This is a genomic window from uncultured Acidaminococcus sp., assembly GCA_900538365.1.
Classification (GTDB): domain Bacteria; phylum Bacillota; class Negativicutes; order Acidaminococcales; family Acidaminococcaceae; genus Acidaminococcus.
In genome coordinates, this window is the sequence record UPXT01000034.1 from 1 (window position 1) to 23021 (window position 23021).

The window sequence follows — 23021 nt, forward strand, 5'->3', positions numbered from 1 at the left end:
GGTTTTTTATAGCTATAAGCTTTCCGGAACCACGCCACTATGGCGTGGTTTTCAAAACATACAAAAAGACCGCTGCAAAAAGCAGCGGTCAAACGAAAGATCTTATTTAACGGCAAAGGCCTCGATTTCCACAAGGGCACCTTTAGGAAGTGCTGCTACCTGGAAGCAGGCACGAGCCGGGCAAACGCCTTTAAAGAATTCCCCATAGACTTCGTTCATAGGACCAAAATCCTTGATATCCGCAAGAAGGACCGTCGTCTTAACGACATTATCAAGGCTGCATCCAGCTTCAGCAAGGATATTCTTGACATTCGTCAAGGACTGTTTCGTCTGGGTGACGATATCATCGCCAGCAAACTCGCCCGTCTTAGGATCGATAGGAATCTGACCGGATACATAGACCGTCGTACCGGAAGCTTCAATCCCCTGGGAATAGGGTCCAATCGCAGAAGGGGCATTTTTGGTAGCAATTTCTTTTTTCATGAAAATTTCCTCCAATCAAGTGATAATATAGTTGTTTCTTTCGTTACCCAATAAGATTATATCACGAAAATCGAGATAAATCTCCTCTCCATCCTTCCAAGTATGGTACGCACCGCCATGGGTCATGACTCGGATCATACCAGCCACGGTCTCAATGCGATAGTCGACAGCATCTCCCATATAGAAACGATGCCGCACCGTACCCTTAAGCATCCCACCGTCCTTGGAAAGGCTTACATTTTCAGGACGGACGGCAATAATGCCATCTCCTTCCGGGATTCCTGCCTCATTAGGGAAAGAAACATCCGTATTCTTGATAAAGGCCCTGTCACCCCGCATCGCAGCAGGCACGAAATTGACAAGACCAATAAAATCGGCCACCATCTTATTGGCAGGATGGGTATAGACATCAAAAGGACGTCCAATCTGCTGGATTTCACCACCATTCATGACGACAATGCGATCGCTCATGGTCATGGCTTCCGATTGATCGTGGGTGACGTAAATAACCGTGATGCCCAGCTCTTTCTGGAGTGTCGAGATTTCAAAGCGCATGCTTTCCCGAAGCTTGGCATCAAGGTTTGAAAGAGGTTCATCCAAGAGGAGTAGGCCAGGATGGGCAATAAGCGCACGGGCAAGAGCTACGCGCTGCTGCTGCCCGCCAGAAAGTTGGTTGGGATAGCGCGTCCCGTATTGGTCGAGGTGAACCATCTTAAGAGCTTCTTCGACACGGCGGGCCCGTTCATCCTTGCTGACACCTTGGATTTTCAAAGGATAAGCCACATTTTCTGCAACCGTCATATGGGGCCAAACAGCATAAGACTGGAAAACCATGCCTATATCCCGTTTTTCCGGTGCCATGAAAAAGCCATCACTTGCACTGGAAACTACAGTATCTCCCAAGGTAATGGAGCCTTCCGTGGGACGCTCAAAGCCGGCAATCATCCGTAGGGTCGTCGTTTTGCCACATCCTGAAGGTCCTAGGAACGAGATGAATTCCCCATCTTTCACGTCAAGGTTGAAATCTCCCACAGCCGTTACATTTCCAAAGCGTTTATAAAGATGCTCGAGTTTGACTTGAGACATAATTTGTTTTCCTCCTTGCTAAATGGCAATATGCCCTTTTGACACTTTGTTCAAGATGAGGTTCCCCACCATGACAATGATAAGAATGATAACAGACATAACTGAGGCATTCTGCGTATCAGCATAGGTCTGCAGTTCGTAAAGAAGGACGCCAATGGTCTGGGTATCACTGCCATAAAGCAGGTTTGACATGGTCAATTCATAGAAGGAAGGCATAAAGATGAGGAACCAACCCGCTACAATGGAAGGAGCAATCAGCGGCATGATAATGTCCTTGCAGATACGAAGCCAGCCCGCACCAGAGTTCAGTCCAGCCTCTTCAAGACTTGAAGAGACCTGGCTTAGGGAAGCAGCAATGGTTCGGACACTCATGGTCATGTACTTCACAAGATAGCTGACAATGAGGATCCACATGGTGGAATAAAGGTTTAAGCCGTAATTGCCCGAAAAGGTTATGATGAGGGCCAATGCAATAACAACGCTGGGCGTGCTGCCGCCAACCATCACAAGCAGGTCTGGCAGACTGCGCCCCTTCACGTTCGTTTTAACCGATAGATAAGCCACAAAAAGAGAAAGGATTGTACCAATTGTTGCAGCAATGAAGGCATACCCCAAAGAGCGCCAGATGCAATCCAGGTACTGGCTGTTTTCAAGGACCGGCATCCATGCGTCAAAACCGAAATTATCAAGGCTGAGCCCTTTGGACATGCTCACCATGAAGCTTGTAATGACAATGGACCCCAGTGGCAGGATCACGGCAATAAAAGCATAGACCGCTACAAGAATAGTCGCAAGACCTTTCCATCTTCCCAATTCAACCAAGGCTGGCCGGGTGCTTTTTCCGCCAATGGTTGTATAGTCCTTGCGTCCCATGAACCAAGTCATGAAAAAGAGCAGCCCGTTGGCAAGAATCATAAGCGATACGGCGAGGGTTGTCGCATTGCGGATACCGCTATCGTTCCCCATATAGACAAAGGATACAATGCGCGTTGTCAGGACTTCGATGTTTCCGGGCATGCCCACAATGGCCGGAATTCCGAAGGCAGAACCAGCCCCAATAAAGACCAAGAGACCGCCAGCGAGGATACTCGGCGCCATGAGCGGCAATGTCACATCCCACAGGACGCGAAGCGGCGAAGCACCGGAAACGCGGGAAGCTTCTTCCAGTGTGGGATCCATTTTTTCCATGGCACGGGAAATGGTAATAAAGGCAAAAGGGGAATAAAAAAGGGTCAAGACCCAGATAAGGCCACCTTCCGTATAAATATTAAAAGGGGCTTCGCTCAAGGAAAAGATGGTCTTAAATAGGTCATTGAGATACCCTACATCAGGATTAAGAAGCTGCGTCCAAGCAATGGCCCCAACATAAGGGGGAATCATGTAACTGGCAACAAGGATGGTCCGGAACTTTTTCCGTCCCGGCAAATCCGTCCGGCCGATAAGCCAGGCCAAAGGAAAGGTTATCAGGACGGAAAGAATCATGACGAGAATAGAGATTTTTGCCGTATTGGTCAGGGCCTTCATATTGACGGCCTGTCCATAGACAGAAAGATAACTTGACACATCCAGGTGTCCATCAACAACAATGCTGTCGATAATAAGTACAGCCAGAGGCAGTACAATGAAATAAAGAAGAATGAGGACAGATAGCGCGATGACCATAAACTTACTGTTAAGGCGCGGCATTTGATATCGTTTCACTATAAACTCCTTTTCCGCTTGAAAAAGCGGGGAGACCAGAGGATGTTCCCCAGCTCCCCGCTCACAGTCCGATGGCTGCGGAAGGTGATCATTTATTTATCGAGGACACGAGCCCGGAATTCTTCCTTGATTTGGGCTTCATTCTTAGTCAATTTATCCCAATCTACCTTAATGGCATTTTGGAGCAATTCCTTCAGCGTATGTTTGGATCCCTGCGGTTTTTCCACATCATCCCGAACAGAATACATCCAACCAGCAGTCACGGCTTCCTGACCTTCTTTGCTGAGCCACCAATCTGTAAGAGCCTTGGCGCCGTCAGGATTCTTCGTCGCCTTGAAGATGCCAATCGGTGAAGAAATAAGGATGCACCCTTCCTTCGGATAAACGACTTCCAAAGGTTCCTTCTTGGTCTGCTGGAGTTTCAGCACATTTTCTTCCAAGATGACGGCAGCCATATATTCACCTGTGAGAAGTTTATTTTGGATGGCACTGTTGCCTTCTTCAACACGGAGCCCATTGGCTTTCAGACGATCAAAATACTCCCAGCCAAATTTATCAGCAAGAGCTCCAACAGCGACATAAGCGGTCCCGGACAGAAGCGGGTTCGGCATGGCAATACGGCCTTTATACTTTGGATTTGTCAGGTCTTCCCAGCTTGTTGGAATATCTTCTTTCGCAATCTTATCCTTATTGTAGGCAATGATCATGTTGCAGACACGGACGGAAGTCCAAGCACCATCCTTATCCGTTTCCATGATATGATGCTTTATTTCAGGGGATTTGTAATCCAGAAGAAGTCCCTTTTCCTTGAGATAGATATAATAGGATGGGTCAGCCACCATGAGAACATCGTCGCTGATCTTATCTGCCTTGATTTCTCCGGCAATCTTTGTCTTGATCTTTTCTGTACCGCCTTGGAACCAATTTACCTTTAAGTCGGGGAACGCCTTTTGAACAGCTGGTTTTACACGGGAATTAACGACATCAGGGTACATGGACGTATAGACCATGACATTTCCCGAAACCTTCTTACCGCCCGAAGCGGCCTCTTTCTTGTCTCCGCCGCCACCGCAGCCTGCTGCAAGAAGGCTGCCGCAGGTAAGGGCAAGAGCTGCTAGTTTACACCATTTTTTCTTCATCATGTAGTTTCATCCTTTCTGAAGTGGATTTCGCGGGAAACCGTCCCGCCTCGGTTTATTTTTCTTTGTCAGCGTAGTAAGCAAAAAGCGCCTGCGTCCCTAAATTCCCCATTCCTTTTGCCTCGAGGGTCCGATATTCAGCAAGGACCTGTTTGAGGACGGGCAGGGTAAGCCCCATCTTGCCCGCTTCTTCATCGGCAAGATTCATATCCTTGATGAAGTGTTTCAGGAAAAAGCCTGGTGCGAAATCACCATGGACCATCTTGCTTCCAAAAGCATTGAGCTGAGCACTGCCCGCCGCCCCGGTGGATACGGCAGCTAAAAGGGTATCCAGGTCAAGGCCCTCTTTTTTCGCATAGTTCAAGGCCTCACAAATGCCGCTCATGGCGCCGGCAATCATGATCTGGTTGGCCATCTTGGCATGCTGACCGGAACCAGCCGGTCCCATGTAGTTGATGTTGGTTCCCATACCCTCAAAGACAGGACGCATGGCCTGAAAATCCTGTTTCTCACCGCCAGCAAGGATGGAAAGGGTTGCGTTTTTAGCGCCCGTATCCCCGCCCGTAACCGGTGCATCGAGGACATGAAGGCCAAGGGCACTTCCTTTTTCGTGGAGTTCTTTTGCAAGGGTTGGACTTGTCGTAGTCATATCAATGACATATTGTCCGCGGTGGGCACTGGCGAAGATGCCCCCTTCTCCGAAATAGACTGCTTCCACATCTTTAGGAAAACCGACAATGGAAATCATGACATCGACAGCTTTGACGCAGGCAGCAAGTGTTTCATGAAGGATAACCCCTTCGGATTCAAGGTCTGCAATCTTCTCAGCGTGCCGAGCATAGGCATGCATTTCATATCCCTTTTTCCCAAGGTTGCGAAGCATGGATTTTCCCATGATGCCCGTTCCTACAAAACCAATCTTCAGCAGTTCTGTCATATGGAATTCCTCCTTTTTCCTCAGCACTTGTCCAAGGAATACCCTCATTATATATAATTTGAATCGCTCTGGCAACGAATTATGCCTATAATTCTGATAATTACATCAGTCATCGCGTTTTTTTCCATTACACAGGATGCCTATACATCAAAATTCTTAAAAACTCCCTGTAACATGGACACTTTGCTGAGGATAACTATTTTTTGTAACAAGCATCCCTGTTCTCCTTCTAACTTGGATAGAATAGTAAATCGGCCTTCGTTTTATATCATGTCCACTGTACAAAAACAAATTATAGACAAAGTGATAAATTATTGGTACGATATAATTGATAATTCTGTATTTTATATCAAAGGAGGCCTTTTCATGACCAGCAAGATCCTGCAAGAACTTCTCAAGAGTACCGCTTTCCTTGGTGTTCTGCTCCTTATCGGACTCTATCTTCGAGCCAAGATTTCCCTATTTAGACGCTTCCTGGTTCCCGCTTCTGTCATCGGCGGATTCCTCGGACTTCTTTTAGGACCGGAAGTCCTTGGTCTTACGGGGTATTCCCCCATATCCCCTGAATGGAACAAGACGTGGTCCCTGCTCGCAGGTATTCTCGTGGTTCCCATGTTTGCCGGGATTCCCCTAGGAAACTTCGTCAGGAAAAAACAGCTCGACCCCCAGGAAAACCGCAAGGAAGCCGCAAAGATTGCCATTGTGAGCGGCATTGCAAGCGGAGCTTTTGGCTTCCAGATCATCCTGGGCGTTGGACTTCCCCTGCTTTTTATGGCCTTTATTCCTGGTCTCGAATTTTATAACCAATTCGGCTACGAAATCTGTCAAGGCTTCAACGGCGGTCACGGCATGGCCGGCGCCATTGGGAGCCTGCTCATGGAAGGGGGTGCCTCCTACTGGGAACTGTCCCAGGGCGTTCTTACCACCTTTGCCACCATTGGACTGCTTGGCGGAATCCTGCTAGGCGTCATGATCATCAACCGCGCTGCGGCAAAAGGGGAAACAGCCTTTTTGAAAGGGTCAGCCTCTCTTCCGACAGAAGATACCTATGGGTTCACGAAGGAAATAAGCAAACAGGGACAAATGGGACGAGAGACCACCCAAAGCGCCGCCATTGAACCGCTGACCGTTCACCTGGCCATTATCCTTGCCGACTGTGGGCTGGCTTATTATCTGCGCGGCCTATTTGTCAAATATCAGATCATCGGACTTCAGGACGTACCCGTTTGGCCCTACGCCCTGCTTCTGATGTATGCCGTCAACTATGGTATTCAAAAACTGCATTTGGAATGGATGATTGATGTTAAAGTCAAGAACCATATCTGCGGTATCTTTGCTGATTTCTCCATTATCGCTGCCATCGCCAGCATGCCTATCCGCGCCGTCTTGGATTATATTCTCCCCATCCTCGTCATTTCTGCGGCAGGCTTTGTTCTGGTCTACTATACGACCATCAAGATGTTCCAATATTTCCTTCCCGACAGCTATCCTTTTGAACGAGGCATCCTCAGCTTTGGCATCAACACAGGCGTCATGATGACAGGTGCCACGCTCCTTAAAATCTGCGATCCCAATTTTGACTCTCCTGTTATGACGGACTACTCCCTGTCCTACGCTATCCGACAGGTCATCGAACTTGTAAGCACGCCCATCATGTATGCCATCCTCGTCAAAGGGACAGCCATGGACATGCTGAAATTCGGCATCATCTATACCGTTTGCTGCTACCTGATTGCTTTTATTGGGAAAAAGCTCTATGGATCTTCCCGCAAGGAGAAGACGATGGAAACCGTTCCGGCTGAGTGACCCTTTCTACCTATCTAAAAAGGCCGCTGCTTTTCACGCAGTGGCCTTTGTTTTTTGTTAGAAAGGAGCCATTTTCTTATGGCAGGAGGGCCTTGACCTTATCAAGGAAGCTTTCTTCCGCCGCCGACTTTGACGGTACAATGGCAAGGGTCCTCACAATGTTCTTGAGCTTCCGCCCATCATCATTCCAATAGGCTTCCTCCTTCTTAGGATAGGAGGCCGTCAAGATATGGATGCGGTCATTATTGAGGAAGGTCCAGCGCAGGATGCGAACCGTCACAAGGGCAACACCTTCCTTTAGGATGGTCTTATCGTAGGCCGTAAAAAGATGCTCCACACCGTTTATGATTTCTGTCTTCATCGGGCTCCAGTTACTATAAGTGACCGTATATCCGTCGGGAAGGCTCTTTCCATCACTGAATTTGATGCCATCCATGGTGGCTGTACCAAATTCCTTGAGGGCCTTTTCATCCATGCCTAGGTTCTGCCCATACCGAGGAAGCTTCATAGGGCTTCCCACGGTTTGAAACGTAATTCGTGCCGCATGGCTTCCATCCGCAAAAAAAGCCGCTCCTTGATCGGTTGTCACAAGGACGATGCTTCCTTTTTGGGAATATTGGGTCCGATCTTTTTCAAGGAGGGTTTTTACATAGGGGTCCATTTCTCCAGATTCCATCTTTTGCCGGATGGCTTCCGTTTCCACAAAAAAAGCAGAAGGAACCGAAAACCGGGCATCTGGATCCAAGTTGACTTCAATCCAGCCCGGATACTGGACGGGCTCAATCTTGGGCACTGCCGCTTTTTCCCCGCATCCAGCTGTCAAAAGAGCCAGGACGCAAACAAGAAAAAAGAAGGGGCGCAGTATTTTTCTCATAGAAATCCATCCTTTCCATGCGTCATTATACCATGTTTTGCAAAATAAGGCGCAAAAAACCGGCCCCCTGCAGGAGACCGGTTACGGTTCAAAGCTTATACAGCAAGGGAAAGCTGCTCATTGCCCAAGCCAAGTTCATCCCGTACATCTTCCCAAATGACCATACGGGCCTTTTTGAACCCGTTGAAGGTCGTTGCTGAGGCCGATGTATAGGCACCGCAGACAGGGACAAGGAGCAAGTCATCCACATCAAGGGGTTCGGTCATCTTGCCGCGGAACATGATATCCAAGGAATCACAGCTCGGGCCAGCAAAGGTTGCCGGGATTTTCTCCCCTTCCTTGAAGCTGATGAGCTTATAGTCCCACTGATCGAAGATTACGCCGGAGAAGGTCCCGTAAATACCATCATCGAGGAAATACCAGACCTGACCATTGCGTTCATTGACGCCAATGACCCTAGTAATGAGATTTTGGGCCGTGCCAGCCATATAGCGGCCAGGTTCACTCCAAATGACCTTATCGGAAAAATCTTCCCGCAGGCGGGCCGCAATCTGATCCAAAATAGCCGTCAGGTTGTAATGGACACCCGTTTCCGGAATGGGGAAACCGCCGCCAATATCCATGATGGGGAGGTCAAACCCTTCATTTTTTGCTTCTTCCATGAGTTCATGGACGACATCAAAGGCGTGGAGATATGGATCAGCCGTTGTAACCTGACTGCCTACATGGAAAGCGATACCTGCCATATCAAGGCCAGCCTGCCGGGCCAGTCTCATAAGGAACAGGGCCTTTTCCCGCGGTGCGCCAAATTTCTTGTTAAGGTCCACATGGGCCTTTGGATTATCGATGCGCAAGCGAAGAAGCACAGTTGCACGGGGTACCCATTTGGCAATCTTGCGGATTTCCGATTCGCTGTCAAAAGTCATGCGCGTTACACCGGCATCGACGCAGGCTTTGAGACCAGCTTCCGTCTTGATGGGGTTGGCATAGATCATCTTTTCTCCCGGAACACCGAGGCTTGCCAAGGTACGGATTTCCCCGTCACTTGCAACGTCAAAATCAGCATTTTTATCTATCATGGTCTCCAGGATCCTCAAATCCGGATTGGCCTTCATTGCATAATGGATTTTCATCTGCGGGATATGGGTCCGCAGGATGTCATAATTTTTTTCAATCTGTTCCAAGGAAAGCACCAGCAAAGGAGTGCCGTATCTTTCAGCTAACCGGCTGACTGCATCTTGACTCAATTGAAAAAAGGCTTGTTCGTTCATCTATCCATCCCCCTCTGGCGTCAGCGACGCATATTTTAGTTCGCTGTTAATTATACTACAGAGTGCAGAAAAGGCAAGAGGAAAATAGAGAAAATTGGAGGACTTTTGAGGAGATTGAAGGAAAAATATGAAAAACGCTAGATTGCCCTATAATTTAAATGAATAAAAGCAATTATTCCATTTTCTCACTCATACTATCTCTTACGGCCTCATACGGCTCTATACGGAGCCAAAGCCCATTAGGAGGAAAAAGGCATATGAATATTTTTAAATCTATATCATCTTTTACAGCCTAATAAATTCTTTTGCTTACACCGTCATACGCCTTTTTTATTAAAGGAGGGCCCTCACCTTCTTTTTTCCCCTCTCAATAAAACGAAAAAATCATGAATAAATATTCATAACCACATGGTTCCCTTATGGAGCTAAAACAAGCAAAATACCTCCATAAAAAGCAAAAATGGGATTCCTTCCATGAAGGAATCCCATTCATTTCATCTGACTTAGGGTTTAGCAATGACGTCGCAGCCCATATACGGTCTCAAGACTTCAGGAACTACGATACTGCCGTCTGCCTGCTGATAGTTTTCGAGAATGGCGGCCACCGTACGGCCAACGGCAAGACCGGACCCATTGAGGGTATGGACAAATTCCGGCTTGGATTTACTGTCGCGGCGGAACCGGATATTGGCACGGCGCGCCTGAAAATCGACACAGTTGGAACAGGAAGAGATCTCACGGTACTTGTTCTGTGCAGGGAACCAGACCTCGATGTCGTAGCATTTGGCCGCCGAGAAGCCAAGATCACCTGTGCAGAGGCAAACCACATGATACGGCAGTCCAAGGGCCTGGAGGATTCCTTCGGCATCGTGGGTCAGCTTTTCCAACTCATCAAAGGAATCTTCCGGTTTGGTAAATTTCACCATTTCCACCTTATGGAACTGGTGCTGACGGATAAGGCCCCGCGTGTCACGCCCAGCGCTCCCGGCCTCTGCACGGAAGCAAGGGGTAAAGGCCGTCAAATAAATCGGCAGCTTGGCGCCGTCAATAATTTCATCGCGGTAGTAGTTCGTCAGGGGAACTTCCGCCGTCGGGATCAGATACATCTCCATCCCTTCAAGGCGGTACATATCTTCATGGAATTTCGGGAGTTGGCCTGTACCGGTCATGGTCTCCCGATTGACAATATAAGGGGGGATGACTTCCGTATAGCCATCTTTCTGGGTATGCTGATCAAGCATGAAGTTATAGACCGCACGTTCCAGACGGGCTCCAAGCCCCAGATAATAGTAGAAACGGCCGCCCGAAACCTTGGCTGCTCGATCGGAATCGAGGATGCCCAGGTTTTCCCCAAGATCCCAATGGGCCTTGGGTTCAAAATCAAAGTGCGTCGGTTCACCCCATTTACGGACTTCCGGGTTTTCCGTATCATCCTTGCCCACTGGAACACTGGCATCAGGCATATTGGGAATCGTCAGCATGATGTCACGCAGTCCCTGTTCCACTTCCTTGAGTTTCTTATCCGTTTCAGCAATCTTATCCCCGAGGGTACGCATGGAAAGGATCTTCTCCGAAGCATCTTCACCATTTTTCTTCATCTTGCTGATTTCGGCACTGACGCTGTTGCGCAGGCTCTTATCGGCTTCCACTTCCTGGAGCAGGTCACGGCGCTCTTGGTCAAGCTTCCTGAAAGCATCAAGATCCACTTCTGTGTGACGATTCTTCAGTGCTTCGGCCACTTTATCTAGATTTTCCCGAACAAACTTCAAATCTAACATCTACATTACCCCCAAATCAAAAGGACATTTTAGGCCATTATATCACAAATTGCGTGAAAAAATCATCTTTTCAAGGCAATTGTTCCATGACTTTTCCGATGGCTTGTGAAATGACAAGCTGGGCATCCTGATCGTAGGCGGTCGTCCCTTTATTGATGAGGACCAGTTTCTTACCTTGATAGTAGCGGATAAGACCGGCTGCCGGATAGACCACAAGACTCGTGCCGCCTACAATAAGCACATCAGCCTGACGGATGTAGGAAACCGCCCGGTCCAGGGTATCCATATCAAGGCCTTCCTCATAAAGGACCACGTCGGGCTTGATGACGCCGCCACAGACGTCGCAATGAGGAATCCCGTCATGAACTTTCATATAGGCTGCATCAAAGAATTTATGGCAATTTTGACAGTAATTACGATGTACACTGCCATGCAGTTCAAGAACATTCCGGCTGCCGGCTGCCTGATGCAGGCCATCAATATTCTGGGTAATGACAGCCTTCAGCCGGCCTTCCCGTTCCCACTGAGCCAATTTCTTGTGGGCGGCATTCGGTTTGGCGTCGAGGCAGAGCATCTTATCATGATAGAAACGATAGAATTCGTCAGGATGCGCTTTAAAAAACGTATGACTTAAAATCGTTTCCGGCGGGAAATCATACTTTTGGTGATAAAGGCCATCGACGCTGCGGAAGTCGGGGATCCCGCTTTCTGTCGAAACCCCAGCTCCGCCGAAAAAAACAATATTTTGACTTTCCCCCACCCATTTGGCAAGCGTATCGATTTTTTCTTTTACTTCTTGAAATTCCATAAGGATCGACTCCTTTCCCTATCCTATTCTTCCATTATAGTATGGTCAGGAAGAAAAACATACCCCTTGCGGCTCCCTTTTTCTCTGCTGTACTGTATCTTTTCATACATCTTTTTGAGGAGAGGCATTTGCGTTTTTCCCTTTGTTGTCTCCTTCCATCTTGTCCCCTATAATGGACTTATCGAAGCTTTTCCTGATTCATTTTCAAAAGGAGGTTTGTATGATTACTTGGTCAAAGGCAAAGGCGAAAAAGAAAGCCCTTGCTGCCGTGGCAATGGCGCTTTCACTCTTGGGTCCGAGGGCGGCTTTTACGGCACCGGACAATCCCCTGATCACCAGCAAAGGGAAAGGGATGGTTGTTTCCTCCCAAGCCCTTGCCGATCGGATTGGACAGGACGTCCTTGATAGGGGCGGCAACGCCATCGATGCCGCTGTCGCCGTAGGCTATGCCCTAGCGGTCTGTCATCCAAATGCCGGCAATATCGGCGGCGGCGGATTTGCGATCATCCATATGAAGGATGGAGAGGACATTGCCCTTGATTTCCGGGAAACAGCCCCGGGGAAGGCCACAAAGGATATGTACCTTGATGAAAAAGGCAATGTAGACAGCAATAAGAGCCGTCTGGGCTATCTTTCCGTTGGCGTACCGGGCACAGTTGCTGGGATGACTGAAATGCTGAACAAATATGGAACCAAGAGTCTGAAAGAACTCATGGAACCATCCATTGAAATGGCAGAAAAAGGCTTTTCCGTTTCCCGGAATATGGCAGGAACCCTGAAAGATGTGGGGACGGAACGCTTCACGCCTTACAAAGCCTCCCGCAAATATTTCCTCCACAAGGACGGCAGCCTGTATCAAGAAGGGGAACGCTTTATCCAAAAGGACCTCGGAAAGGTCCTGCGCCGTATTGCCGATGACCCGCGCGATTTCTACACGGGCAAGACAGCCAAACTGATTGTCAAGGATATGAAGAAAAATGGCGGCCTCATTACAGCCGCTGACCTAGCCCAATATAAACCGGTCTGGCGAAAGCCAAGCGAAACCACTTATCGGGGATACAAAATCATTTCCATGGCCCCGCCTTCTTCCGGCGGACCCATCATCGCAGAAATCCTGAATATCATGGAAAACGCGGACATTGAAAAGAGTGGGTTCCAAACGCCTGAGACCATCCATATCATGGCCGAAGCCATGCGGCGCGCATATGCCGACCGCAGTGAATATTTCGGTGATCCCGACTTTGTAAAAGTACCTTTGAAGGAACTCACAGATAAAGCTTACGCCAAGCGGCTTTATGAAAGTATCGATACAAGAAAAGCCACACCCAGTGACCTTGTAAAACCAGGTCTTTCCCCCCTGAAGGAAGGAACTCAGACCACGCATTACTCCGTCGCAGACCGTTTTGGCAACGCTGTTTCCGTCACATACACCATCAATGACTGGTACGGCAGTGGGGTTGCCGTCGAAGGTGCCGGCTTCCTTCTCAATGACGAGATGGACGATTTTTCGGCAAAACCGGGCGTACCCAATATGTACGGCGTCATTGGCGGTGATGCCAATGCCATTGCCCCTTATAAACGTCCCTTAAGTTCCATGAGTCCTTCCATCATTTCCAAGGATGGCAAGATTTTCATGGTTGTCGGAAGTCCGGGCGGAAGCCGCATCATCACAACTGTCCTGCAAGTCATTTCGAATGTCATTGACCACAAGATGCCTGTCAACGAGGCTGTTTCGGCACCGCGCTTCCATATGCAGTGGCAGCCTGATGAAATCCGTCTGGAACCGGAAAACGGACTGACCGAGGCCCAAAAAAAAGACCTCGAGGCACGGGGCTATCACCTGACCGTCAAGCCGTATATGGGTGACGTCAACGCCATCATCATCGATCCCGTCTCGGGAGAGATGACAGGAAGCCATGATTCCCGCAGCAACCTAAGTTTCATTGAAGTCACGCCAACAAAGAAATAACAAAGGGAAAAGGAACCACGGAGCTTTTGCTCCGCGGTTCCTTTTTACATTTCCTAGGCAATAAAGTCGCCATTCATATCAACCAGTTTTCCAGGGTTCATGATGTTATTGGGATCAAGGGCCCGTTTGATGGCCTTGATAATCTTCACTTCCCCTTCCGGCGTATTGCGGGCAAACTCTTCCAGCTTTTTGTAGCCTACACCGTGCTCGCCGCTCATCTTTCCACCCAGGGCATAGACTCGGGGGAAGAGATCGGCATGGAAGGCCTTGATCTTTTCAAACCATTCATCCGGGGTCAGGCCATATTTATTAAGGGGCAGGACATGGATGTTGCCATCCCCGATATGGGCAACGGTCACGCAGTAAAGGCCGTATTTTTTCCGCAGTTCCGGAATTTGTTTGGTCATATCGCCAATCTTGTCGAGAGGAACAACAAAGTCCTCCGTCTGGAACATCTTATCGATGGCCCTGGCAGCTTCGGCAAATTCCTTGCGCAGCTTCCAGATGCGTTCATCAGCTTCAAATTCATCAATAGACCCATTTTCTTCGGCAAGATTGCAGAGCAGCTCCATCTTCCGGTCAAGTTCATCTTCTGTAAAAGTCTCAACGGTCACGATAACATAGCAGGCGCCTTCATCTGCATGAGGAAAGTGCATATCGAGGTACTTTTCCGTCATGACAATGGCCTCGTTGTCCATATATTCAAGGCTTGTCGGATCAACGCCGGCCTTAAGGATCTTATTGGGCAGGGCAAAGGCTTCTTCGTCCGTTTTGAAGACGCAGACCATATTGAAACTGTATGGCGGCAAAGGACGCAGTTTGACCGTAATTTCCGTAATGATGCCGAGGGTTCCCTCGGAACCAGCAAAAAGCTGTTCCAAAGCAAGGCCGGTCGAGCATTTTTGCAGCCGTGCCCCAACATCAACAATATCTCCCGTCGGCGTCACCACTTTGAGGGCATAGATCTGATTGCGCGTCGTCCCGTACTTAACAGCCTTGTTGCCGCCCGCATTATTGGCGACATTGCCGCCGACCTGACTGGAGGAGGCAGAAGAGGGATCAGCTGCATAGAGCAGACCATGTTTTTTGGCCTCTTCCTGCAGTTGGCCGCAATAGACGCCCGTCTGTACGACGGCGTACATGGCATCTGCATTCAATTCCAAGATCTGGTTCATCCGCTCCAGTTCCACCACCATGCCATGGTAGATAGGAATGGCCCCACAGGCCACGCCGGAACCTGCAGCCCTCGGCGTAATGGGGACAAGGTACTGATTGGCAAGTTTGACAATGGCTGCAACTTCCTCTGTAGAACCAGGGAAAACGACGACTTCTGGCTTCTTGAAAAAATGAGGATTGCCTTCTTCGTCAGTTTGGTACTGCTCCAGGGTATCTTCGTCGTAACGAACATATTTCTCCCCTACCACTTTCTTGAGATCTTCGAGCAGTTCCGGCGTCACCGGATGAAAATAACTTGCCATGCTAAGAACCTTCTTCCTTATAAGATAGCCTCTGTATTGTATACTGAACACAAAGTTTAAGATGTCCTCTACTATACCACTTTTTTCTCATTTGTAAATAAATTTATTACATAAATTTTGTATAATCCCATTTTATATGTAACATTGTTCTATTCTTTACAGTGATATTCCAAATACAGCTTAGCCTTTTGTCCTTCTTTTAAAGACAGAGGCATATGGATATAGCCTGCACAAGTCCAAAGTCCTGTTCGCCAAGCGGATCTATTGAATAAGAAGAGCATCAAAAAAAAAAACGCCCCAGAAAAAATTCCTGGGGCGCGTTTGCGGATTTAGGTCCGCGTGAAATTATTTATGTTCCCATACATCCACCCGACGGTTATCGGCTTTTCCCTGTTCCGTAGCATTGGAAGCAGCCGGATCCTTTTCACCCTTGTAGTTGAGTTTCAGACGATCGCTAGAAACCCCATTGTTGGAAACATACTGGGCGACATGGTCGACACGGCGCTTGGAAAGGTCTTCATTATAGGCATCGGAAGCATCAGAATCCGTATTCCCAACCAGTTTGAACGTGGAGTCCGGATGATCCTTAGCAACCTGGACAAGACGATCCATCTTGGCACGTTCAGAAGGAAGCGGCTGATCAGCATCAGAAGCAAAATGAATGCTGTCCAGATAGTAGTCATTGTAGACATGGGCGGGTTCTTGGACCGGTTCCTCCACAACAGGAGCCGGTTCTTCCACAACAGGAGTGGCTTCAGCCTTATGCCCGCCAAAACGATAGGTCAGGCCGACCAAGAAGCCTCTGTATTTGATATTATTGTCATCATCCAGCTTGGTATCAAGATAACGATACCCGGCATTCAGATCCCAATCTTTGGCAACCGTATAGCTAAGACCGGCTTCCCACATAGAAGTCTTCTTGGTTCCCAAAGCACCTTCTGCATACAGGGAGAGATTCTTGGCAAGGTCAGCTTTCACAATGGCACCAAACTGGGCCACATTGTTCACAACACTGTCAGAGCTGTCAATACCATAAGTCCCCCGTGCCACACTGCCATCGAAGTCATTGTTGATGCGGGCCCAGCCTGCAAAAAGGGCTGCATTCCGACCCAGGCTGTACATCAAATTGACTTCGTTTTCATTGCCAGCAGTCTTGAAGTCGCCAGCTTCGGTCTTAAGCCCATGATAGTCATAACGCAGGGCCCATTTATCAGAAAGGGCGTAACCCAGACCACCATTAAAGTTCCATTTCGTATCGCTTTCCAGTCCATCAAATTTTGCTTTGGGATCGGATGCCCCTAAATCAACTTGCCATTGGCCCTGTTCCCAACTTGTTGCGGGAGCTGCGCCTGCAATGGAAGTGAAGGCGGCAAGAGCGGCAACCGTCATAATCATAGACTTTTTCTTCATTCCAGATTCCTTCTTTCCCTATCATTGAATTGACTCATGAAAATCAGTGAAACACTGATTGTTTCATTTATTTTACTGCCGAAAAAATGAATGTTAAATGAAAAATATGTGTCAAAAGTGCGAAATCGGACATTCATTTTCATTTGGAACGAATTGTTTCTTTTACATTGTATGCAAAAAAGCATTCGTCCTTTACTTATGGATAGTGTAAAGAATAATCCATTTATACCATAATTATTGCACATATTTATCTATGTGTCTTTAAATAATTGACAAATTTTAGCGTTTTAACTATTATAGTTTGGTACTTATTTAATTAAGTTACAACTTATTGGAAAGGATCTGAATGACTTATGACAAAGGTATCACTTGATTGGTCCAGCTTAGGTTTTGATTATATGCCAATTTCCAAACGGTATACAGCCGACTATAAAGATGGAAAATGGGGTCCCGGTGCCCTGACAGATGATCCCACCGTACCCCTTAACGAATGCGCTGGAATCCTTCAATATTGCCAACAGGTCTTTGAAGGCCTGAAAGCCTACAAGACCAAAGACGGCAGAACCGTTACGTTCCGTCCAGACCAGAACGCAAAACGCATGGCAGATTCAGCAAAGCGCATTGAAATGCCGCCTGTTCCGGAAGCCATGTTCATGGAAGCTGTCGATGAAGTCGTGCGTGCCAACAAGGATTGGATTCCCCCCTTCGAATCAGGCGGAGCCCTTTACCTGCGTCCCTATCTTTTTGCAACCGGTTCCGTCATCGGCGTCAAGCCAGCCAATGAATACCAGTTCCGTCTGTTTGGGACACCGGTAGGCAACTACTTCAAAAATGGGGTCAAGCCAATCACGATTTGTGTTTCCGACTTTGATCGCGCGGCCCCTCGTGGGACAGGCCATATCAAGGCTGGCCTGAACTATGCCATGAGTCTTCATGCTTATATGACCGCCCATGCCAATGGCTTTGACGAAAACATGTACCTTGATCCGGCTACCCGCACCTATGTCGAAGAAACAGGCGGTGCCAACTTCCTTTTTGTCACAAAAGACGGTACCCTTGTCACACCTAAATCCGACTCCATCCTGCCGTCTATCACGCGCCGCAGCCTGATTGCCATTGCGGAAGATATGCTGGGCATGAAGGTGGAACATCGGCCCGTTGCTTTCTCAGAAGTAGCTGATTTTGCAGAAGCCGGCCTGTGTGGTACTGCGGCTGTTATCTGCCCTGTCGGCCGCGTTGTCAATCACGGCAAGGTCATCAATATCAAAAGCGGCATGGATAAAATGGGCCCTGTCTTGACCAAGCTCTATAAGACCCTGCGCGGAATCCAGATGGGTGAAATCGAAGGTCCCAAAGGCTGGATCCACGAAGTCAAATAACAGGCTCTATCCCTGGAATCCATAAAAGGACCGATACGGAACACTTTGTTCCGTATCGGTCCTTTTAATGAAAAAATCACTTGGAAGGCCATGCCTTCCAAGTGATTTTACGATTTCAATCAGCCTTCAACCGGTTTATCAGCCAGGTCGATTTCACCGCGTTCAACTTTCTTTGCGCGCTTCCAGAAGAGGATGTTTGCAATGACAGCCACGGCAATACCAGCAGGATAAGCAATGCTGGTCGAAAGACCAAGGCCTTCCTTAGCCATGAGGATGTACGTGCAGGATACAGCGCTCATGAACGTACCAGGAACCAAAGCAATCACATAGTTGCCCTTGTTAGCCAGGAGATACATTGCACCAGCCCAGAGAACGAAGACAGCCAAGGTTTGGTTCGTCCAGGAGAAGTATCTCCAAAGGATGGTCACGTCAACCTGGGTCAGGATCCCACCGACAGCGATGATAGGAAGGGAAAGTTTCAGACGGCTTGCCATCGTGTGCTGGTCAATCTTGAACCAGTCGCAGATGGTGTAGCGGGCAGAACGGAAAGCCGTATCGGCAGAAGATACAGGGCAGGCAATAACACCGATCATGGCAATGATCGTGCCAACCGTACCCATCAGACCGGAGCAGATGTCATAAACAACACCGCCAGCGCCCTTGTAGGTAACAAAAGCCTTGGCAAGGCCCTGCGTACCATCATAGAAGGTCGTACCAGCAGCAGCCCAGATCAGGGCAATGATGCCTTCGCAAACCATGGCACCATAGAAAATCTTGTGGCATTCACGTTCGCTCTTGATGCAGCGAGCCATCAGCGGAGACTGCGTGGAATGGAAACCAGAGATAGCGCCGCAGGCGACAGTGATGAACATGATCGGCCAGATTGGGGTTCCTTTCGGATGCATGTTGATGAAGCTGATTTCAGGAATGGTATAACCCTTCACAAAGAGCATGGTCCCAACACCAACAGCCATGAAGATCAGGCAGAAACCAAAGAACGGATAGAGCTTACCGATGACCTTATCAATCGGCAGGAAGGTTGCGATGAAGTAGTAGATCAACAGGACAACCAGCCAGAAGTTGAAGCTCTGGGTCGTAATCTTGGTCAGAAGGCCTGCAGGGCCCGTCGTGAAAGCAACACCAACGAGAATCAGGAGGACAACGGAGAATCCACGCATGATATGTCTCATGGTATCGCCGAGGTACTTGCCTACGATTTCAGAAATGGAGGCGCCATCGTTTCTTTCAGACAGCAGTCCAGAAATAAAGTCGTGGACACCGCCTGCAAAAACCGTACCAAAGGTAATCCAAAGGAATACAGCAGGCCCCCACATAGCACCGGCCAAAGCACCGAAAATCGGGCCCAGTCCGGCGATGTTCAGCAGCTGGATCAAGAAGACACGGCCCGTTCCCATCGGAACATAGTCGACACCATCTTCCAGTCTGTATGCCGGAGTTTTTCTGTCATCGATGGGAGGACGGAAACAACTCTCGACATAGCCGCCGTAAATGAAGTAGCCAAGAATTAAGATTGCAAGACACACAAAAAAGCTAATCATTACATAAACCCCCTTCTGCGAATTTACTTCGCGTTTCTTGTCTTTTATTATAGTACCTTTGTCACACAAATGCTACAATATTTTAAAACTTTCTGAAAAAAACTGTCCTTGAGAATGTACTTCATTAGGAATGATTTTCTATAAAAAGAAGAGAATAAAACCGCAAAATACAATATTTTCCATAGGAAATCTTGATAACGAAATTTGACTCTGCACTTATCTTCCAGTTTCCGGAGAGAAATGTATCCTTCATCCATAAAGCCAAACAGAACAGTTTTCAGCATATTGACGGGATTATATCTGATACGGCCCAATTTATGCGAGGGAATATCGCTCAAATACTTATTTATATTGATTTCCTCCATGAATCTATCAAATGTGAAAACTGAATCCGCAATAGTCAGACAATCTGAAAAAAAGATAGTAACAACCTTGTTTAAGAGTACTATAGATTACGGTTGGTTTATACATGATAAATGAACTTTACCACAAATAGGCCCATCCGGTTCAATTGAATCGGATGGGCCTATTTGTATGAAGGGCTATTATTTCACAGCCCCTTTTATCTTTTTCATCATGATTTAAGCAATGTCCACTTGCTGCATACCTTGAGGCCTGTTTCTTCCGGGACAAGGCCGGTAAGGGTGACAAGATCAAATAGGTTGCGGTCCTTGATCACAAATTGGGCTACTTTGCTCTTTTTAATGACATCTGTAAAATCAACCGTCAGCGTATTGTCACTGTAAGTACAGACGATATCATCCTTGCTGATGGTCTTCATATTGAAGACCGCATTGACTAGGCTCATGATGAGACGTGAGCCTAGAAGCTTCACGACAAGCTCACCGATCTTATTCTCACTTACAGCGAAATCATGGATGCGGAAACGCCCATAAGAAGCACTGCTCGTGAGGGCAAAAGCTTCAATACCGGCATCGATGGTGATGGTCCCATATTTTTCATGTTCCACGACAAGTTCCAGCAGTCCATCCTTGGCATAGCGGCAGCCGCCGAACCTGAACTCACTGTCCTTCATGGCTTCGCGGATCCCTTTTTCGAGGTCTTCATAAGGAACAACAAGGGTTCCAGACCGCAGTTCATCCCAGGTCTGAGCCCCAATCCAGCGCAAGGCCATCTCCTTATAAGGCTGAAGGACAAGACGGGCCTGCTCTGCTACATCACTGGCCGCATCCATTGCAGAAGCAAGCTTGCCTTTTGGGCCTTCCTTGCTGGAACGGATGTCTTCCACCGCAGCCGTAACCTTATCTGTGGCCGTATCCGCTGCATTCTTGATCTTGTCAAAAAGCGGGCCTGCTTTTTCTTTCATCATATCCTTTGTTTCATCTCCTAAGGGAAGATTTCTTGTCGGATCTTCCTTGAATTCCTTGAACCGCGCCATTCCTTCCTTGCGGGCCTCTTCAAAAATTTCCTTGATCCGTGCCATATCCTTGGGCTGCCCCGCCTTCAGCCAGGCATCAGCCGCCTTCCCTACACCATAGGTGATTGCAACAGCCATCGGCACTTGAAGCGGCGGGAACGGAATGAGGGTAAAGAGGGTCTGCCCCACAAAGGAAGCGCCCAAAGAGCCAATAAGCCCGGCAATGGCACCCGTTTCAAGTTCCACACCATAAAGATCGCTTAATCTCGTAATCATATAGACTTCGTTGGCCATAAGGGCAAGGGAACCCAGGAAAGGCGTCATGACAATGACGCTGGCCCGTGCAGCACCCCAGCGGCAGATATATTCTGCTTCCTTTTCATAGTCCACAGGCTGCTCGGTTTCAATCAGTTCTCCCTTGACGGCCTCCTTTTCCCCTTCTTCCAAGGGGCGGGCATCGGTCTCGACCAGATCTTCCTGATTGACAGAGTCTTGGTGAGCCATCTGATTCTTATCTTCCATCATTAGAAATCCCTCCTGACTGCTTTGCCAAGGAACTGCGGCTAAAAAAATGAACTTCCAAAGGCAAAAAAGGTCTTTTTGTCATTATACCATATCAGAAAGGAAAAAATGTGACAAATAGGGACCTCTTCAAGATAGGCAGGCAACTATTCCCATCGTCCATACGCTGTTGTGTCTGCTGTCTATGGTTTTGTCAAGTCCAATTTGGCAAAAAATTAATGCAGTCCAAAAAAATGAACATGCTGCCCATTTCCTCATTTTTAACGAACATATTTTTGATTTATCTATTGAAAAACGAATCCTATCATGATATTATACGGATAGATAAACAGTAGTTCGATTTTATGGCATATGAACATGAGGTGGATTCATGATGATGAAACAGATGATTGGATCGTTATTCGTACTTTTGATTGGCCTTTTTTCCTTTGGAATCCTGCAGATGAACGCCGCTCCGTCTGCCGTTCTTCATAAACAGCAAGTCACCGTCTACACCGGCGACAGCCTTTGGACCATCGCAAGCCGCCATACAGAAGACGGTGAAGATGTGCGGAACGTCATTGAACGTATCATCGAAGCCAACAAGCTGGACCGCAAAGCAGCCCTTCAGCCAGGTCAGAAGCTAATCATCCCGGTCCGAGGGGATAAGGACCATAAATTAGCCTCAAACCAATAAAAAGAGACGGCCAAGAAAGGAGAACATCATTTCTTGACCGTCTCTTTGCGTTTTTTTGAGCCAAACAGGTTCAAGAGCTGCCTCATACATAATGGGGGCCTTTATTTTTCTGGAACAGGCTTTCTTTGATATAAAAAATCAAGGAGGCCCGCACCGTTACACATATACAGGATCACGTGAAGCCATCCGATGAGGGTCTGCTTATTCCTGGAGACTTGGATTGCAGCGCTCTTCCACAGGTTTTTCAAAACGTTCCTTGACAAAGTCCGTCGCCAACATCTTGACGTCATCAAGGGTAGCCACACCATGGGTCAGGTTCTTTTCAAGGAAAGGCAGGACACGTTCAATCTGTTCTTCCGTATCAATAATGGTAATGATCACAGGAAGATTGATTGCCTCCGAAACACTGATGAGAAGCCGCCGTTCCCTTCCGCGGACACGGCTTCCGTAGCCTTGGAGACCGCGGAATACCGTGCAGCCAGCAAGTTTGAGGTTAGCTGCCTTTTCCAGCATGACTTTGTAAAATGGACGGTCTCCACAGAAAAAATCCTCACCCACGAAAATTGTCAGTTTTTTTAATTCCAGAAATTCTGTCGCCATACTTTTCCCTCCAGCTCCTATAAAATACCCACACAAACAACCTACAACTGCCTTTATTTATCAATTCTATTGTATCAGAATTTGGACGGTCATGCAAAAGAAACGGTGGGCAGGTATGTGTCAACATTTTCTCGGGAGACCCCTATAAGATTGTGTTGCAGCTTAAT

The 23021-nt window shown here is 47.9% G+C and carries 18 protein-coding genes; 4 read left to right on the forward strand and 14 right to left on the reverse strand.

Features of this window, described 5'->3' with window-relative positions:
* Positions 1-102: 102 nt before the first annotated feature.
* The 5 genes from QZQ08_RS07110 to QZQ08_RS07130 all read right to left on the reverse strand — a co-directional run bounded on the left by QZQ08_RS07110 (position 103) and on the right by QZQ08_RS07130 (position 5346).
* The gene (locus QZQ08_RS07110) at positions 103-483 is read right to left on the reverse strand and encodes a RidA family protein (RefSeq protein ID WP_296330013.1); all 381 of its coding nucleotides are present in this window, start codon (positions 481-483) and stop codon (positions 103-105) included.
* Positions 484-498: 15 nt separating this feature from the next.
* A complete protein-coding gene (locus QZQ08_RS07115; protein WP_296330015.1) occupies positions 499-1569 on the reverse strand; it encodes an ABC transporter ATP-binding protein in 1071 nt (356 codons plus the stop codon).
* Positions 1570-1587: 18 nt separating this feature from the next.
* Positions 1588-3270 carry an iron ABC transporter permease gene (locus QZQ08_RS07120; protein WP_296330019.1) on the reverse strand — a complete coding sequence of 561 codons (1683 nt, stop codon included), beginning with the start codon at positions 3268-3270 and terminating at the stop codon, positions 1588-1590.
* Positions 3271-3362: 92 nt separating this feature from the next.
* Positions 3363-4412, reverse strand: coding sequence for an ABC transporter substrate-binding protein (locus QZQ08_RS07125; protein ID WP_296330022.1), 1050 nt, complete (start codon positions 4410-4412; stop codon positions 3363-3365).
* A gap of 52 nt (positions 4413-4464) precedes the next feature.
* A complete protein-coding gene (locus QZQ08_RS07130) occupies positions 4465-5346 on the reverse strand; it encodes an NAD(P)-dependent oxidoreductase (protein WP_296330025.1) in 882 nt (293 codons plus the stop codon).
* 366 nt (positions 5347-5712) lie between these two features.
* Here QZQ08_RS07130 and QZQ08_RS07135 point away from each other — a divergent pair, with 366 nt between their 5' ends.
* Positions 5713-7152 carry a sodium/glutamate symporter gene (locus QZQ08_RS07135; protein ID WP_296330029.1) on the forward strand — a complete coding sequence of 480 codons (1440 nt, stop codon included), beginning with the start codon at positions 5713-5715 and terminating at the stop codon, positions 7150-7152.
* 76 nt (positions 7153-7228) lie between these two features.
* Here the strand turns inward: QZQ08_RS07135 and QZQ08_RS07140 are convergent, their stop codons facing one another.
* From QZQ08_RS07140 to QZQ08_RS07155, 4 genes are all read right to left on the reverse strand, one after another.
* On the reverse strand, positions 7229-8026 hold the full coding sequence (locus QZQ08_RS07140) for a hypothetical protein (protein WP_296330033.1): 798 nt from the start codon (positions 8024-8026) through the stop codon (positions 7229-7231).
* A gap of 95 nt (positions 8027-8121) precedes the next feature.
* Complete coding sequence (locus QZQ08_RS07145) at positions 8122-9297, reverse strand: type III PLP-dependent enzyme (RefSeq protein ID WP_296330036.1); 1176 nt, start codon at positions 9295-9297, stop codon at positions 8122-8124.
* A gap of 503 nt (positions 9298-9800) precedes the next feature.
* Positions 9801-11075: a serine--tRNA ligase gene (gene serS, locus QZQ08_RS07150; RefSeq protein ID WP_296330039.1), complete on the reverse strand. Its 1275-nt coding sequence runs from the start codon at positions 11073-11075 to the stop codon at positions 9801-9803.
* A 70-nt stretch (positions 11076-11145) separates the two neighbouring features.
* Complete coding sequence (locus tag QZQ08_RS07155) at positions 11146-11883, reverse strand: NAD-dependent protein deacylase (protein WP_296330042.1); 738 nt, start codon at positions 11881-11883, stop codon at positions 11146-11148.
* Positions 11884-12103: 220 nt separating this feature from the next.
* Here QZQ08_RS07155 and ggt point away from each other — a divergent pair, with 220 nt between their 5' ends.
* Positions 12104-13852, forward strand: a complete 1749-nt coding sequence (gene ggt, locus QZQ08_RS07160; protein WP_296330045.1) for a gamma-glutamyltransferase — start codon at positions 12104-12106, stop codon at positions 13850-13852.
* Between the two features lie 53 nt (positions 13853-13905).
* Here the strand turns inward: ggt and QZQ08_RS07165 are convergent, their stop codons facing one another.
* Together QZQ08_RS07165 and QZQ08_RS07170 are read right to left on the reverse strand one after the other, a co-directional pair.
* Entirely contained in the window at positions 13906-15330 is a 1425-nt protein-coding gene (locus tag QZQ08_RS07165; protein WP_296330047.1) for an FAD-binding oxidoreductase, read from the reverse strand.
* A 345-nt stretch (positions 15331-15675) separates the two neighbouring features.
* Complete coding sequence (locus QZQ08_RS07170; RefSeq protein WP_296330049.1) at positions 15676-16740, reverse strand: OmpA family protein; 1065 nt, start codon at positions 16738-16740, stop codon at positions 15676-15678.
* Positions 16741-17093: 353 nt separating this feature from the next.
* Between QZQ08_RS07170 and QZQ08_RS07175 the strand changes: the two genes are divergently transcribed.
* On the forward strand, positions 17094-18119 hold the full coding sequence (locus QZQ08_RS07175; protein ID WP_296330052.1) for a branched-chain amino acid aminotransferase: 1026 nt from the start codon (positions 17094-17096) through the stop codon (positions 18117-18119).
* A 119-nt stretch (positions 18120-18238) separates the two neighbouring features.
* Here QZQ08_RS07175 and QZQ08_RS07180 read toward each other — a convergent pair whose 3' ends face one another.
* Both QZQ08_RS07180 and QZQ08_RS07185 read right to left on the reverse strand, forming a co-directional pair.
* On the reverse strand, positions 18239-19678 hold the full coding sequence (locus tag QZQ08_RS07180) for a carbon starvation protein A (protein ID WP_296330055.1): 1440 nt from the start codon (positions 19676-19678) through the stop codon (positions 18239-18241).
* Between the two features lie 574 nt (positions 19679-20252).
* A complete protein-coding gene (locus QZQ08_RS07185) occupies positions 20253-21581 on the reverse strand; it encodes a hypothetical protein (RefSeq protein ID WP_296330058.1) in 1329 nt (442 codons plus the stop codon).
* Between the two features lie 367 nt (positions 21582-21948).
* Here QZQ08_RS07185 and QZQ08_RS07190 point away from each other — a divergent pair, with 367 nt between their 5' ends.
* Positions 21949-22254, forward strand: a complete 306-nt coding sequence (locus QZQ08_RS07190; RefSeq protein WP_296330060.1) for a LysM peptidoglycan-binding domain-containing protein — start codon at positions 21949-21951, stop codon at positions 22252-22254.
* A 201-nt stretch (positions 22255-22455) separates the two neighbouring features.
* Here QZQ08_RS07190 and QZQ08_RS07195 read toward each other — a convergent pair whose 3' ends face one another.
* Positions 22456-22854, reverse strand: a complete 399-nt coding sequence (locus QZQ08_RS07195) for a DUF190 domain-containing protein (protein WP_296330062.1) — start codon at positions 22852-22854, stop codon at positions 22456-22458.
* Positions 22855-23021 lie beyond the last annotated feature (167 nt).